The 14,154-nt window shown below is 39.4% G+C and carries 11 protein-coding genes and 1 pseudogene; 7 read left to right on the top strand and 5 right to left on the bottom strand.

Annotated elements, in window-relative coordinates; all coding sequences use genetic code 11:
• Positions 1-1,114: VENN motif pre-toxin domain-containing protein (locus ACLBWE_RS02265; protein ID WP_447600948.1), on the top strand; the 1,114-nt coding region annotated here is incomplete at its 5' end.
• Entirely contained in the window at positions 1,111-1,806 is a 696-nt protein-coding gene (locus tag ACLBWE_RS02260; protein WP_447600946.1) for a hypothetical protein, read from the top strand. The genes ACLBWE_RS02265 and ACLBWE_RS02260, both read left to right, overlap by 4 nt.
• 123 nt (positions 1,807-1,929) lie before the next feature.
• On the opposite strand, the gene ACLBWE_RS02255 is transcribed toward ACLBWE_RS02260, so the two are convergent.
• Entirely contained in the window at positions 1,930-2,847 is a 918-nt protein-coding gene (locus ACLBWE_RS02255; RefSeq protein ID WP_447600944.1) for a LysR family transcriptional regulator, read from the bottom strand.
• Between the two features lie 96 nt (positions 2,848-2,943).
• Between ACLBWE_RS02255 and ACLBWE_RS02250 the strand changes: the two genes are divergently transcribed.
• The 3 genes from ACLBWE_RS02250 to ACLBWE_RS02240 all read left to right on the top strand — a co-directional run bounded on the left by ACLBWE_RS02250 (position 2,944) and on the right by ACLBWE_RS02240 (position 7,445).
• Complete coding sequence (locus ACLBWE_RS02250; RefSeq protein WP_447600942.1) at positions 2,944-4,326, top strand: aminotransferase class III-fold pyridoxal phosphate-dependent enzyme; 1,383 nt, start codon at positions 2,944-2,946, stop codon at positions 4,324-4,326.
• A gap of 54 nt (positions 4,327-4,380) precedes the next feature.
• Complete coding sequence (locus ACLBWE_RS02245) at positions 4,381-5,946, top strand: CoA-acylating methylmalonate-semialdehyde dehydrogenase (RefSeq protein ID WP_447600940.1); 1,566 nt, start codon at positions 4,381-4,383, stop codon at positions 5,944-5,946.
• Positions 5,947-6,053: 107 nt separating this feature from the next.
• Positions 6,054-7,445 (top strand): amino acid permease, encoded by a 1,392-nt coding sequence (locus tag ACLBWE_RS02240; protein ID WP_447600938.1) that lies wholly within the window; start codon positions 6,054-6,056, stop codon positions 7,443-7,445.
• A 266-nt stretch (positions 7,446-7,711) separates the two neighbouring features.
• On the opposite strand, the gene ACLBWE_RS02235 is transcribed toward ACLBWE_RS02240, so the two are convergent.
• The gene (locus ACLBWE_RS02235) at positions 7,712-8,836 is read right to left on the bottom strand and encodes an NADH-dependent flavin oxidoreductase (protein WP_447600976.1); all 1,125 of its coding nucleotides are present in this window, start codon (positions 8,834-8,836) and stop codon (positions 7,712-7,714) included.
• 260 nt (positions 8,837-9,096) lie between these two features.
• Between ACLBWE_RS02235 and ACLBWE_RS02230 the strand changes: the two genes are divergently transcribed.
• Both ACLBWE_RS02230 and ACLBWE_RS02225 read left to right on the top strand, forming a co-directional pair.
• A complete protein-coding gene (locus ACLBWE_RS02230; protein WP_004642892.1) occupies positions 9,097-9,477 on the top strand; it encodes a winged helix-turn-helix transcriptional regulator in 381 nt (126 codons plus the stop codon).
• A gap of 107 nt (positions 9,478-9,584) precedes the next feature.
• Positions 9,585-9,728: pseudogene (locus tag ACLBWE_RS02225) on the top strand (GABA permease); the annotation flags it as partial.
• 54 nt (positions 9,729-9,782) lie between these two features.
• Here the strand turns inward: ACLBWE_RS02225 and ACLBWE_RS02220 are convergent.
• The 3 genes from ACLBWE_RS02220 to ACLBWE_RS02210 form a co-directional block, all read right to left on the bottom strand.
• Positions 9,783-10,982, bottom strand: coding sequence for an OmpP1/FadL family transporter (locus ACLBWE_RS02220; protein WP_447600935.1), 1,200 nt, complete (start codon positions 10,980-10,982; stop codon positions 9,783-9,785).
• A 182-nt stretch (positions 10,983-11,164) separates the two neighbouring features.
• Complete coding sequence (locus ACLBWE_RS02215; RefSeq protein WP_447600933.1) at positions 11,165-12,082, bottom strand: formylglycine-generating enzyme family protein; 918 nt, start codon at positions 12,080-12,082, stop codon at positions 11,165-11,167.
• A 42-nt stretch (positions 12,083-12,124) separates the two neighbouring features.
• Entirely contained in the window at positions 12,125-13,747 is a 1,623-nt protein-coding gene (locus ACLBWE_RS02210) for an arylsulfatase (RefSeq protein ID WP_447600931.1), read from the bottom strand.
• Between the last annotated feature and the right edge of the window lie 407 nt (positions 13,748-14,154).

The raw sequence follows: 14,154 nt of genomic DNA, 5'->3' as shown, positions 1-14,154 counted from the left end.
AATATTACAATATACAATACATAAGATTGCTCATGCCGCAGCTGGGTGTGCTGCCGCAGCTGCTACAAAAGCAAGCTGTGAAGCAGGCGCAATAGGAGCCGGAGTTGGGGAAATTGTTGCAAGTCTAATGCCTAAGCCTATCAATGGAATTGAATATAATGATGAGGAAAAAGTAAAAATTAAAAATATGGGGAAAGTCGTTGCTGGTGTAGTCTCTGCTTATGCTGGCTATGATGTAAATACAGCAGCCAATTCTGCTGATATTGCTATACAGAACAATTATTTAACACATTATAGTAAAGCGAAATTTGTTGCAGATTTGACGAAATGCAAAGCATCTTCATCAAACTGCGATAATATTGTTCAAAATTATCAAAATCTTTCTAAAACTAATGATATTGAACTTGCAACAGTTTGTAATAATGCGGCTCGAAGTCAAGATTGCAATAATATGCTACAAGCTGCCTTAGACTATGCAGGTAGTGACTTTAACCAAATTTATGGAATAAATTCTTCAGCAATGGTTAATTTAAAAGCTGATCAGATTCGGAGTAGAGAGCTCGTACTAAAAAATATATTTAAAGATACTAATAACTGGTATAGCATGATAGATGATATTGATTTAAGAGCTGATTTTTTCAGTGCCATGTATGCTAAAACGGGAGCTGAATGGTTTAGGGTTGCTAATGAAACTTCACGGGCCGCTTTTGTTGGCTTGGGGGCGGAAGGAGCATATTCAGGAGTAACCTTTGCACTAGGTGGTGTTTTTGGCACGATAACTTCTGGGGGGTCTGTCAATTTAAGTGATGTTTATAACTGGAGGTCTGAGGCTGGTTATTCATTGATGAAAGCTGGCTACAACAATTTCAAACAGCTTTATGATGGTAAAGTAACCGATATAGTTGCTTGGAATATTGGTCAAATGCAACAAGAGCAAAAACTATTGCAACCTATACATGAAAAGTATTTTAAAAATTCTAAATTATGGGTACTTCAAACTTGGGTGCCTACGAAATTTCGTAATAATCCTGTTAACTTATTGGATTATAATAGCCGTGTAAAATATGGTTGTATAGAAATGGGATATACAATAGCACAAGGCTGTAAACCATGATTAATTCATCAATTATTATAAAGAAATCTCCAATTGTTATTATTGTTAAAGGTTTCTTTATTTTTGGGTTGGTTTGGACATTATCTTTACTTTGGTATGGGCTTATTAACTTTGAAAGCTATTACTCTTCAATAATTTATCTAATTAATTTTTATATTACTTATTTTGTTGGGTATTTTATATTTAAGAGTATGATGGGAAACCTTGATTGTAATGATGCCGATCGAGTGAAATATTTAAGTGTTATTCTATTTTTTATTTATTATGTAATAGTATTTCCTAGATATTATTTATTAGATGGTAAGCATGACTTATATGGTTTTAGACTTATGTTCGGTTTTATATATCCAATTTGGATACTGACACCGATTTTTATCACTAATCCGAAGAGTAAATTTTATGTTTACTTATGCGTTTTGCTATGTACTCTAGAAGTGATTTTTTGGATATTGTTTTTTAAGATGAGCGGGTCTGAATTTTATAAATGGACTTCCTTTGTTAGTGTGTTAATAAGTTCTCTTATATTCGCATTAACTTTTCCTTGGTATTTATCATGGTTGAGAAAAATAGATATTGAAAAATGGACTTTACCATTCTTTTTTAGAGAAAATAGTTTTATATCTAAGCTAATATCCTGGGTAGCAATAGGACTCGGTAGTTTCTTTATGTTTTCATTCTTTTTTTTCTTCTAATGGTATTAACATGCAAGATTAATTTAAAGTTTATCATTTAGAAAATTTGGAATTAAGCTCTTAAATATATTTATCTTATTGAACGAAGCCCATTTAAAATGGGCTTTGTTCAATAAAATATTTTTAACTCCCAACAATCCGCTTCTCAAGCATATCCATAAAAGTTTTTAAAATAATATTGTGGTTTTTGCCTTTATGGGTAATTAAACAAATTGGGGTGCTGTAATGCATTTTTTCCTTTGAAATTGGCTGCATAAAGCCATCTTCCACCCATTTTTTTGCATAGTGGTCGGGTAAAAAACCCAAAAACTTTCCGGTTAAAATCAAAAATGCAATTCCTTCACGGTCACTTGCAGTCGCTTTACACTCTAAAAGCTGGTGCAACTTTGCTGCTTCTGGAGTGATGGCATAATTGGGGAGTACGGCTTGCCAGGTTTTTAACTTATCTAAATTGAGGTTGCTACATTGGTTGAACAGTGGATGGTTTTTACCGCAATACAAAAATGAACTTTCACTATATAAATCAAAATAATCTAGACCAGACAAAGGGGTAACAAGGGGAATTGCTCCAGCATGTAAACGGTTGTCTAGCACACGGCATTCAATATCTGAAAGTGTGCTCATACTAATATTAATAATGACTTCGGAATGTTCTTCGGCGAGTTGTGCCAGCGTATTGGTAATGTAGCCGCTTGGCATGGTCACAAGGTTGTTAATAATACCTATATTAAATTCTCCCTTTAGACGGTTATGCATTTGATTAACTTTAGAGCGAAAGTCTTCGATAGATGCGGTGAGCACTTCTATATATTCTAAAATTTCCCGTCCTTCATCAGTCAATGCAAACCCTGCACGGCCACGCTGGCATAGCCGAATGCCCAGACGATTTTCTAAATCACTCATATGCAGACTAATGGCAGAACGGCTAATGCCAAGAATACTTTCGGCAGATGTAAAACTATGGCAGTCACAAACTGTTTTAAATATTTTAAGTAATTTAATATCAAAATCAGTCACTTGATTTAATTTTTTGGGTTTCATTTAGTTTCGTTTTTTTAAATCTAAACTCAAGATAATTTGAATTTATCAAAACTATATCGCTATGTACACTCAAAAAATAACCTCAAAACAAGAAGAGTGATTATGTTTGATATCGACAAATTAACTGATGGCGACTCTGCCTCGGAAACCATTCAATCAAATGCTCAGATGAGCTTAAATTATCACGCGCATTGGATGCCATTTTCTGCAAATCGTAATTTTCATAAAGATCCGCGCATGATTGTTGGTGCTAAAGGATCTTATTTAATTGATAGCGCAGGCCGCGAAGTCTACGACTCTTTGTCGGGCCTTTGGACTTGTGGTGCAGGACATACGCTTCCAGAAATTCAGCAAGCCGTAAGTACTCAATTGGCAAAGCTGGATTACTCTCCAGCATTTCAGTTTGGTCATCCTTTGTCGTTTCAATTGGCTGAACGAATTATTCAACATATGCCTGAAAAATTGCAGCATGTGTTCTTTACCGACTCAGGTTCAGAGTCTGCCGATACCGCAATTAAAATGGCGCGTGCCTATTGGCGCATTAAAGGCAAACCAAGCAAAACCAAGCTGATTGGGCGCGCACGTGGCTACCATGGTGTAAACGTTGCGGGAACGAGTCTTGGCGGTATTGGCGGTAACCGTAAAATGTTTGGTCAGCTCATGGATGTAGACCATTTACCGCATACCTTACAGCCAGATTTAAGTTTTACCAAAGGCTGTGCTGAAACAGGTGGTGTAGAGCTTGCCAATGAAATGCTTAAGTTAATTGAGCTACATGATGCTTCAAATATTGCCGCAGTCATTGTAGAACCCGTTTCTGGTTCGGCAGGTTGTATTGTGCCGCCGACTGGTTATTTAAAACGCTTAAGAGAAATCTGCGATCAACACGATATCTTGCTGATTTTTGATGAAGTCATTACTGGTTTTGGGCGAATGGGTAAATGGACGGCTTCAGAATATTTTGATGTTACGCCAGATATTTTAAATTTTGCCAAACAAATTACCAACGGTGCTATTCCACTTGGTGGTGTGGTCGCAAGCCATGAAATTTATGACGCTTTTATGCAGCAAGATTTACCTGAACATGCAGTCGAGTTTACCCATGGTTATACCTATTCGGCGCATCCAGTAGCTTGTGCGGCTGCTTTAGCAACGCTCGATGTTTTAGAAAAGAAAAATTTAATTCATCAATCCGCTGCATTGGCTCCAAGCTTTGAAAAACTTTTACACGAGTTAAAAGGCGCTCCAAACATTCTTGATATACGCAACTGTGGGCTGATTGGTGCTGTGCAATTAGCACCGCGTGATGGTGATGCAACGATTCGTGGTTTTGAAATTGGTATGCAACTTTGGAAAGTAGGTTTCTATGTCCGTTTTGGCGGCGACACGCTTCAGTTTGGCCCAATGTTTAATAGCACAGAGGCAGAGTTACAACGACTCATGAATGCCGTGGGCGAGGCAATTTATCAAGTCAAATAACACTGATCGACTTAAAACTTAATTGGAAAAGATGAATAGATACAAGGAATAAAGATGAACACTTTAGAGAATTTTGACAGCAACGCGATTGCCAACACAGACACAGATTCAAGTCAGCAAGCCGTTAAAGTAGTCGGGCATTTTATTGATGGTGGACTCGTAACTAAAACCATCAAGAAACAGCCTGTTTATAACCCTGCGACAGGTGAAATCACCAAAGAAGTTGCACTTGCAGATGCCGAGTTAGTCAACCAAGTGGTTCAAATTGCAGAGCAGGCTTTTCCAGCATGGCGCGATACACCAGTGATTAAACGCGCACGTGTGATGTTCAAATTTAAGCAATTACTTGAAGAAAATGCTGACAAGCTTTGCCAGCTGATTGGTGAAGAACACGGGAAAATTTGTCACGATGCAAAAGGTGAATTACAGCGCGGCATTGAAAATGTTGAATATGCATGTGGCGCGCCTGAGTTTTTAAAAGGTGAATATTCGAAAAATGTGGGTCCAGATATTGACTCATGGAGCGAATTTCAACCATTAGGCGTGGTTGCTGGGATTACTCCTTTTAACTTTCCTGCGATGGTTCCGTTGTGGATGTTCCCAATGGCGATTGTTTGCGGTAACTGCTTTATTTTAAAGCCTTCAGAAAAAGCGCCGTCGGCTGCGTTATTTCTAGCTGAACTATTAAAACAAGCTGGATTGCCTGATGGTGTTTTCAATGTTGTAAATGGTGATAAAGACGCTGTTGATGCATTATTGCATCATCCAAAAATTCAAGCGGTTAGTTTTGTCGGATCGACCCCAATTGCAGAGTACATTTACCGTACTGCAACGGCGAGTGGTAAGCGCTGCCAAGCTTTAGGCGGGGCCAAAAATCACGCCATTATTATGCCAGATGCAGATATTGATAATGTGGTGACTTCTTTGTTAGGCGCGGCATTTGGCTCATCGGGCGAGCGTTGTATGGCGTTATCAGTTGCTGTTGCCATTGGAGATGAAGTTGCAGATCTTGTGATTGAAAAATTAAAACAAGAAATGAAGCAATTAAAGTTTGGTCACTATGCAGATGAGCGTAATGACTTCGGACCGCTCATTACGCAAGCACATAAAGATAAAGTACAAGCTTTTATTCAAAGTGCCGAGCAACAAGGTGCTAAAATTGTTGTGGATGGTCGTGATGCAAAGCCGACAGGTTATGAAAACGGTTTTTTTGTTGGGCCAACTTTAATTGACCAAGTTTCACCAGACATGACAAGTTACCAGCAAGAAATATTTGGTCCTGTTTTACAGGTCATTCGTGTACAAACTATGCAAGATGCAATGCAACTGATTAATGACCATGAATATGGTAATGGAACGTGTATCTACACTCGTGATGGTGAAGCAGCACGTTATTTTACTAGCAATATTCAAGTCGGGATGGTCGGGGTCAATGTGCCATTACCTGTGCCAGTTGCTTATCATAGCTTTGGTGGTTGGAAACGTTCATTGTTTGGTGATTTATATGCGTATGGGCCAGATGGTGTGCGTTTTTATACACGCCGTAAAACCATTACGCAACGTTGGCCTTCGACGCAAGTCCGTGAATCCAAACAATTCGCTATGCCTACATTAAACTGATGAATAAAAGGGAAAACTCTGATTTTCCCTTTTTTGTTTAGTACTAGTTGGAGAAGTACATTTTAAGACGGTTTTAAAATCAGTTTGTCAATTTGAAGGAATCGAATATGAACAATGATAAAACAACAAAATTAGGTGAAGGACTTTCTAATCGACATGTCACCATGATCAGTATTGGTGGCGTTATTGGTGCAGGTTTATTTGTAGGCTCTTCTGCAGCAATTGCAAAAGCAGGCCCAGCCGCCGTACTCGCTTATATAATTACAAGTATTTTAGTTTTTCTGGTCATGCGCATGCTGGGCGAAATGGCCGTAGCACAACCAGATACAGGTTCATTTTCTACATATGCCCGTAAAGCAATCGGCCCTTGGGCTGGGTTTACCATCGGGTGGTTATATTGGTGGTTTTGGGTACTGGTTATTCCCATTGAAGCGATTGCAGGGGCTGAAATTTTGCATGCTTGGTTCCCACAAATTTCCAGTGCCGTTTATGCATTCGCTTTTATTATTTTACTCAGCTTAGCCAATTTTTTTAGTACCAAAAGTTTTGGTGAGTTTGAGTTTTGGTTTGCCCTCATTAAAGTCGTTGCGATTGTAGTGTTCATTATCATTGGGGCAATGGCTGTATTTGGAATGTGGCCTTTAGCAAAAAATGTGAGTGGTGTCGGCAATCTATTTTCAAATGGTGGTTTTATGCCACATGGTATGGGCGGTGTTTTATCAGCAATTTTAATCTCGGCATTTTCATTTTTTGGAATAGAAATTCTTTCTATTGCAGCGGCAGAATCTAAAAATCCCGAAGAAAAAATTAAACGTGCGACCAATTTGGTGCTCTACCGAATTATTTTATTCTTTGTTGTTTCTATTTTTCTTGCAGTTGCTTTGGTTGATTGGCGTTCACCAGACTTACAAAAATTTGGCACCTTTCAGTTTGTGTTAATGAGCCTGAATGTTCCTGAAACTAAACTGATTATGGATGCTGTCGTTTTTATTGCAGTTGCAAGCTGTATGAATGCTGCAGTTTACACCTCATCTCGCATGTTATTTGCTTTAGGTACACGTCAGGAAGCCCCGAGAGTTGTGACAAAAATTAATGGAGCAGGCGTACCGACTTCGGCTGTGTTTTTATCTACTTTGGTTGGTGTGGTCTGCTGCGCGGTTAACTATATGTTTCCGGGCCAAGTCTTTGGGTTCTTGCTCTCAACCACAGGCTCAATTGCGTTACTGGTATATTTGGTGATTGCATTTTCACAATTACGTTTAAGACATAAATGGGAAAAACAGGGTACAGCTGTATCTTTTAAAATGTGGTTGTTCCCATGGTTAACTTGGTTTGTGATTTTAGTCATTATGACCGTTTTAGGTTATATGTTCTTATCACCAGCCTATAGTTATGAAACCACTTTATCTTTGGGTGTAACTTTAGTGGTGGTCGCTTGCGGGTTGTTCGTCACGCGAAAGCGTAAAGCAACCAGAGCGGTTGCCATGAATTTAGATTAATTAAAAAAAGAGACTTTAGGTCTCTTTTTTCATACTCAAGATATATCAGAAAATGCTTTTATATCTTCGGCTTTCTTCCTAAGAATAACGCAATCATCGCACCTGTAAATCTAAGAATACATAATTACTTTAGGTTGTAAATTGTCTGCAATAGACATCGATAGGCTGCTCGATAGAGAAATATCTATCGAGCTATTATAAATGATAAGAATTATAAATTCGGGGCGGTGGTCAAGCAAATACGCGGCCTTAATGTTACTAGTGACTTATTGCTTCAAAGGAATCCAGCCGGGCATGCTTTGAATGATGGTCCATAGCTTCTCTGGGATATTGAGAGCATTTACTTTAGTTGGATCAAGTTCGACAACTATTTCTTGTCCTTCTCTAAGGCTATCAACCCAGTCTGGATTGATAATCAATCCGCGTCCAATCGCAACCATAGACAGTCCAGTATCTAGTGCTTGCTTGGCTTGATCTGGTGTGAGGATACCACCAGCGGCTAAGACAGGCACGCGATTGTCCACTCGATCAAGAATGTGGTTGATGATGGATGGCCCAGTTGGATCGTCGATAGGGCGGTCAGTCAACAGGTTAGCCAAAGAGACGTGGATATAATCAATCCCAAGGTCCAACAACTGATCAATAAAAGTAAGAGTTTGATTAATGCGGTATCCTTCATCTCCTGTCTCTTCGGGAGAAAGGCGAACACCGATGGCAAATGGACGGTCAGCATGCTGTGCTACGACGCGCTTGATCTCTGCAATGACTGCTAATGGAAACCGCATGCGGTTTTCCAATGAGCCGCCCCATTCATCACTGCGCGTATTAGTAGCTGGCGACAAGAAGTTTTGCAAAAGAAAACCGTGTGCGCCATGTACTTCTATCCCGTCGAAGCCAGCTTCGATACCGCGTCGTGCTGCCTCGCCGAATGCCTTGATTATTTCCAAGACTTCATCGCCTGCTAGTGCCCGAGGTGTCTGTGGTGCCATGAAGGGAGTAGCTTTCGTCATAATGGCGCTAGAGCTCACTACGTCTGCATTGGGAATCAATTGAGGCAAAGCCTTGTTGCCCGCATGAAATAGCTGAAGAATGGCTGGTGCACCACCACTTTTTGCAGCATCCGCGAGTCGTTTAAGGCTTGGAATATAACTATCATCGGCAGCAGAAAACTCATGTGTAAACCCGATACCATTGGGTGTAACTTGGGCACAGCCGCTAATGACCAAGCCCACACCTTTAACACGGAGCCGGTAATAGGCTTCCTCTTCGTCCGAGATTTGAAAATCATCAGTACCGGACCAAGTTGTCATAGGTGACATCACTATACGGTTGCGAAGAGTGATGCCTGAAGCAAGCTTAAGTGGATGGAAGAAATTATTGAGAACAGACATCAAATAAACTCTTAAAAAGGTGTGATGCTTAATGGTATACATTATAAACCTAGTGTCAATTAGGTACTTTAAGTAGCCTAGGTATCCTCGTGTAAACCATCTCTGCATGCATTTCGTGGCAATTACTCGTTGTGCAGTTATGATGGAATCTTCAATCAACTAGCTAAGTAGGAAGGCTGAAACCTTATTGTTCAAGCTTTGAGATTGGTATAAAATTTACACCTAGTACCATATTGGTATGTGGTTGATCGGAGAGATTCATGGAAAATTCGATGTTAGTTATTGAACCGCAGTGCTTTTCATCAAATTGCCCAAGCAGAGTTCTATTTGATCAGATTGCAGATAAGTGGTCGATGATGGTATTAGCCGTTTTAGATGACGGACCACATCGTTTTAATGCGATTAAGCGTCGGCTGGAAGGTGTTACACAAAAGGCTCTAACCCAGTGTCTTCGCCGTTTGGAGCGTAATGGACTTATCTCCCGTCACGTGATTTCATCTCCACTCGCTGTTCAATATGAAATCACGCCTCTGGGTAATACATTGCAGCAACCCTTGCGACAACTGCATGCATGGACAATTGATAAGCTTCCAATGGTTGAAAGCGCTCGAAATGTATTCGATCAGCAAAATTCGGTGTGAATACATTGCCGAACGAGTTCATATCCTAAGAAATAAGCCAATTTTTACTGAGGAGGTAGGGTAAAACTACAACTACCTCTAGGTTGTGAATTGTCTTCAATATGACCGTTTTAGGTTATATGTTTTTATCACCAGCCTATAGTTATGAAACCACTTTATCTTTGGGTGTAACTTTAGTGGTGGTCGCTTGCGGGTTGTTCGTCACGCGAAAGCGTAAAGCAACCAGAGCGGTTGCCATGAATTTAGATTAATTTAAAAGGCTTTACATATGAAAGGACGGGGGAAATACCGTCCTTTCTGAATTGCTAATGATTAGATTTATTTTGATAAGAGAGTTTTAATCCAAAAACAATACTGTCGTTATTTGTAAATCTTCCAACAATATCACCATTTTGGCGTTTAGCTTCAGCATCTCCGAGCCATAAATATTTGCCGCCAAATGAAATTGCCCATTCGGGTAAAAAATGATATTGGAATCCAAGTCCAACTCCCCAATAACCGTTAATTGGACCTAATGCATTTGCAGGGTCTCCAAGGCCTGAGTCCCAATTAATTGATGTGGATAGGACAAACTTTTCAGTCATTTTTCGAGCCAATCCAATTTGTGCAGACCATTGGTTCTCCTCATAACTAATTAATGGAAACCCAGTATGATCGGGACTTGCTGGTGCAGTTCGCTCTGCTAATTTACTAGGCTTTAACTCGAAATCTTTCCATGGTACCCAACGAACATTTGCAGTTAATAATGTTTTTTTATTCAAACCTGTTTGAAAATCAAAATTAACCGATTCTGGAGACGTAAATGTTACAGGTGAAATGTAAATATCATTACTTAATGCGCTAAATTGTTCTGTGCCTTCAGTTTTATGTCTAATTTCTGAACGATAGGTCAGGGCAGCTTTTAACCCTAATTCAGGCTTTTTGATATTTAACCCTACAACCCAACCAGTAGCATAATCTGAGTCTAGGTCAGCATTGTAATTTGCCATACCTTTATAGATGTGCCCACGTAATTGTACTTTACCTTGTATCTCTTCAATAGCAGGCCCTGCATAAATACCTAAATATTCATTAATATTCAGGCCAACTAAACCTGTCAAATTATGACTACTCAACGTAGCGTTAGTTCCTTGTTCTAGGTGATTTGCAGACTGAGAAACAAAATCACTTTGGCCATGATGTTGAAGATCTATACTAAAGGGTTGGTCATAAAGAAGGCCAACACTAATCTTTTCATTTAAATCAGTTTTTAATCCGCCTCTGAGGGATGAATAGTTGTTGGTAATATTCGGAATATGCTGTGAATTGCCATGAGAACTTAGACCAGTATCTTGCCCACTTATTTGTGGAATAACATAGTTATAAGAAAGGGAAGCATAGGTGCCATCTTGAAAAAAATCAGTCACTGGCTGCCCAGATCTATCCAAAGCAGCAGCAGATGCTGTATTCATAAATGGTGTTGTTGCTAAAATAAATAACGAGTAACGAGTAATGCGTGAATACATGAGAGCCTCAAATTCCTTTTGGGGCATACAACATTCTAATTAATTTTTTTTATTAGAACGCTGTATGAATATCATCAATATGGTGATTCCAAGCTAATTACTTATGCTTGATTCAGTGTTTATGAATTCTTTCTTTTAACCTTCTCCTAGTGAGTTATTCATTTTTTACTTTTATATTTCAGTTATGCACGGATGACACATCGAAAACCTATATGACTACTAGAAGTGTCGACAGCTTCCGGATGTCTGGCAGCTGGTCTGTATCGTCGACAATAATTAGGGGCGCAGAGGTGAGAACCTCCTTTAAGTACTTGCCGAGGGATAGAAATCTCTGGCATTGCTGGGTCATAACTTTGATTTTTCGCACCGCCGCGTGGATTGTGTCGTATACAGCAAGGTGAAACCGATTTAAATTGGTGGGTTGGCGACCAAAAATCTGCTGTCCATTCCCATACATTTCCAATCATGTCATATAGCCCATAATCATTTGGGGGAAATGTTTTTACAGGAGACGTTCGTGAATAACCATCTTCCATTGTATTTTCATAGGGAAAGTCTCCTTGCCATGTATTCGCCATATGTTTGCCAAGAGGAGTGAGTTCATCACCCCACGCGAATTCACAACCTTCAAGAGTTCCTCTAGCTGCATATTCCCATTCCGCTTCAGAGGGTAGTGATTTTCCACGCCATGAGGCATAAGCCAAAGCATCGCAATAAGCAATATGAACAACAGGATGATCATCTAAACCATGAATAGTTGATCTAGGACCTTGTGGATTACGCCATGTCGTTCCAAATTCAAATTTCCACCAAGACCAATCTGTTAAATCAGTTGGCTTTAAAGGGGGAACAAATAGTAACGAACCCGGTTGTAACATGTGAGCTGGAGCCCCCGGATAATCGTTTGGATTAGGAGGGAGTTCGGCAAAAGTGATATAACCGGTTGCTTCAATAAATTGTTTAAATTGCAGGTTTGTAACAGGTGTTTTATCAATCCAAAAAGGAGAAACACTAACCTGATGTGCTGGGGCTTCTTCGGGGTAATGGGTGTTTGAACCCATTAGGAACGTACCACCATTGAGGTAAACCATATCATTCATATCAATATCTATTAATAGCTCGTTGTTGGTCTGTCTTACTCATTATCTAAATGGCACAGGAGTCTTATATCTTTTCATGGTTTCTAAGTGCCTCATTACAGCTTCTTTTAAAACTGGAATTTGAGGTTGCTTAAGAGGAGCCATTGCGTGCTCTTCTTTCGGATCAATAAGTAAGTTGAAAATCTTACCGCCGTATAGCAAAGGTTGAGCCGTACCCTGAAAAGGACTCGCTTGTGGCCATGTATCAGGGATATTAAAGCTTTGTTCTTTAACTAATAATTTATATTCGGCAATGCGAACACCCATGAAATTATCATTTGCCCAATAATATTGGACTCGACGGCGTGATTTTCCATCGTCAGCAACGAGGAATGATGACTGATCGATAGTATCCATATAGCGATCACTTGGCATGCTATCCGTTGCACCAGCTAAGCCTAAGGCAGTCGCGTAAATATCTGTCAGATCAAATAACCCTTCTGATATACGTCCAGGTTTTATTACTCCAGGCCAGACGGCAATACCGGGAACGCGGACACCTCCTTCAAAACTAGTCGCTTTTGCTCCACGAAATGGGGTGACCCCTGTATCTGGAAAAGCTTCTGTAAATGGGCCATTATCACTAGCTAAAATAATCAGCGTATTCTCTGATTGTCCTGACTTTTCTAATGCTTTTCGAATCTGTCCTATTCGATAGTCAATTTCCACTAAGGCATCTTTATAAGGATATTTAGCAAGTGATTTGCCTACAAAATCAGGATGGGGATAATTATCATTGTGACAGCAACGTGCGCCCATATAGAGGAAAAATGGCTTATTACTATTTTTTGAATCATTAATAAAGCTAATTGCTTTATCTGTTAGTTTTTCATCCACGAGACGGATTGAATCATTATCTATAGGAAAAACAGCTTTAGCCTCTTGTCCTTTAGACGCTTCAACAATCGCCATTATTTCGCCTTCGGCAGCCCATTTTTTTCGAGCAGGATCCAGCATTAACTCTGGATTACGCCAAGGTTCTCGCCACGCCGTATAATCGTCAGATGAGGTAAGAATTCCATAATAATGATCGAAGCCCACATTTTGGGGTTGAGCTTCTTTAGTTGAACCTAAATGCCATTTACCTATTGCTTGCGTTACATAACCAGCATCTTTGAGTTTTTGGGGAAGGGTTGTATTGGGGTTAATACCTCTTTCATGAGCACCTTCGCCAGGTAGCATTGGACGTAATAGTCCTGTTCTGATGGGGAGTTGTCCAGTTAAAATTGAAGCTCTGGTGGGTGTGCAGGATGGTTGTGAATAGGCATTCATTAACTGTAGACCATCTTTAGCCATACGATCCATGTTTGGTGTAGCAGCACCAGTAGAAACCCCTCCACCATATACTCCAAGATCGCCCCAACCAACGTCATCTAATAAAATAACGATAATATTAGGAGCGTGGCCAAAACGCTGTTTAAGTACATTTAATCGTTGTTGGGCGGATGACTCTTGTTTAGCGCGAGTAATGGATGGTTCTTGATTTGGGTGTTCGGCTTTAGTTTGAGCTAAAAATGTATCATCCGTCATCGCTGTAGTTTGAGCATTAATATTTTGTGCCAATGTCGATAGGGCGAATGCGGAAATTAGAGCTGTACTCATGCGTAATTTTGTGGTCAAGGGCATGATATGTTCCTGATAATTAGGTGATATCTCTAACTTTTAGCTACTGTAATGTTGAGCTTAATCATTAGGAAATTAGTAATAGAAGAGCGTTGCATTAAAATAGGTGACCTAAATTAATTTACAAATCAATCCCTTAAAGAAGAGGAAGCCCTGAACGATAATTTTTCTTCTTCAAATGATTTTTTAAGAAGTAAATAACTTTAAAAAAAATAGATGGCAATCCAAAATTGAACATAATTTATTCCTTTAATTAATCTATTCGGAATTCCCCAAATGTAAAAACTTAAGCTGGATTTGGAAAATCTTTAACGTAAACTATATTTTTTATAAGTAACTTTCAATTGATGGAAATTTATAAAAAATATATATCCATTTGATATTAAATGTTATTTTTTAAAAATAGACCT

This window comes from Acinetobacter sp. M5A5_2a (assembly GCF_053345265.1).
This window is presented reverse-complemented; position numbering and strand designations above follow the sequence as displayed.

Coding starts and splice junctions, on each gene's coding strand:
- ACLBWE_RS02210 (WP_447600931.1), bottom strand. CDS start 13,747: ATGCCCTTGACCACAAAATTACGCATGAGTACAGCTCTAATTTCCGCA.
- ACLBWE_RS02240 (WP_447600938.1), top strand. CDS start 6,054: ATGAACAATGATAAAACAACAAAATTAGGTGAAGGACTTTCTAATCGA.
- ACLBWE_RS02230 (WP_004642892.1), top strand. CDS start 9,097: ATGGAAAATTCGATGTTAGTTATTGAACCGCAGTGCTTTTCATCAAAT.
- ACLBWE_RS02260 (WP_447600946.1), top strand. CDS start 1,111: ATGATTAATTCATCAATTATTATAAAGAAATCTCCAATTGTTATTATT.
- ACLBWE_RS02245 (WP_447600940.1), top strand. CDS start 4,381: ATGAACACTTTAGAGAATTTTGACAGCAACGCGATTGCCAACACAGAC.
- ACLBWE_RS02255 (WP_447600944.1), bottom strand. CDS start 2,847: ATGAAACCCAAAAAATTAAATCAAGTGACTGATTTTGATATTAAATTA.
- ACLBWE_RS02235 (WP_447600976.1), bottom strand. CDS start 8,836: ATGTCTGTTCTCAATAATTTCTTCCATCCACTTAAGCTTGCTTCAGGC.
- ACLBWE_RS02215 (WP_447600933.1), bottom strand. CDS start 12,082: ATGAATGATATGGTTTACCTCAATGGTGGTACGTTCCTAATGGGTTCA.
- ACLBWE_RS02220 (WP_447600935.1), bottom strand. CDS start 10,982: ATGTATTCACGCATTACTCGTTACTCGTTATTTATTTTAGCAACAACA.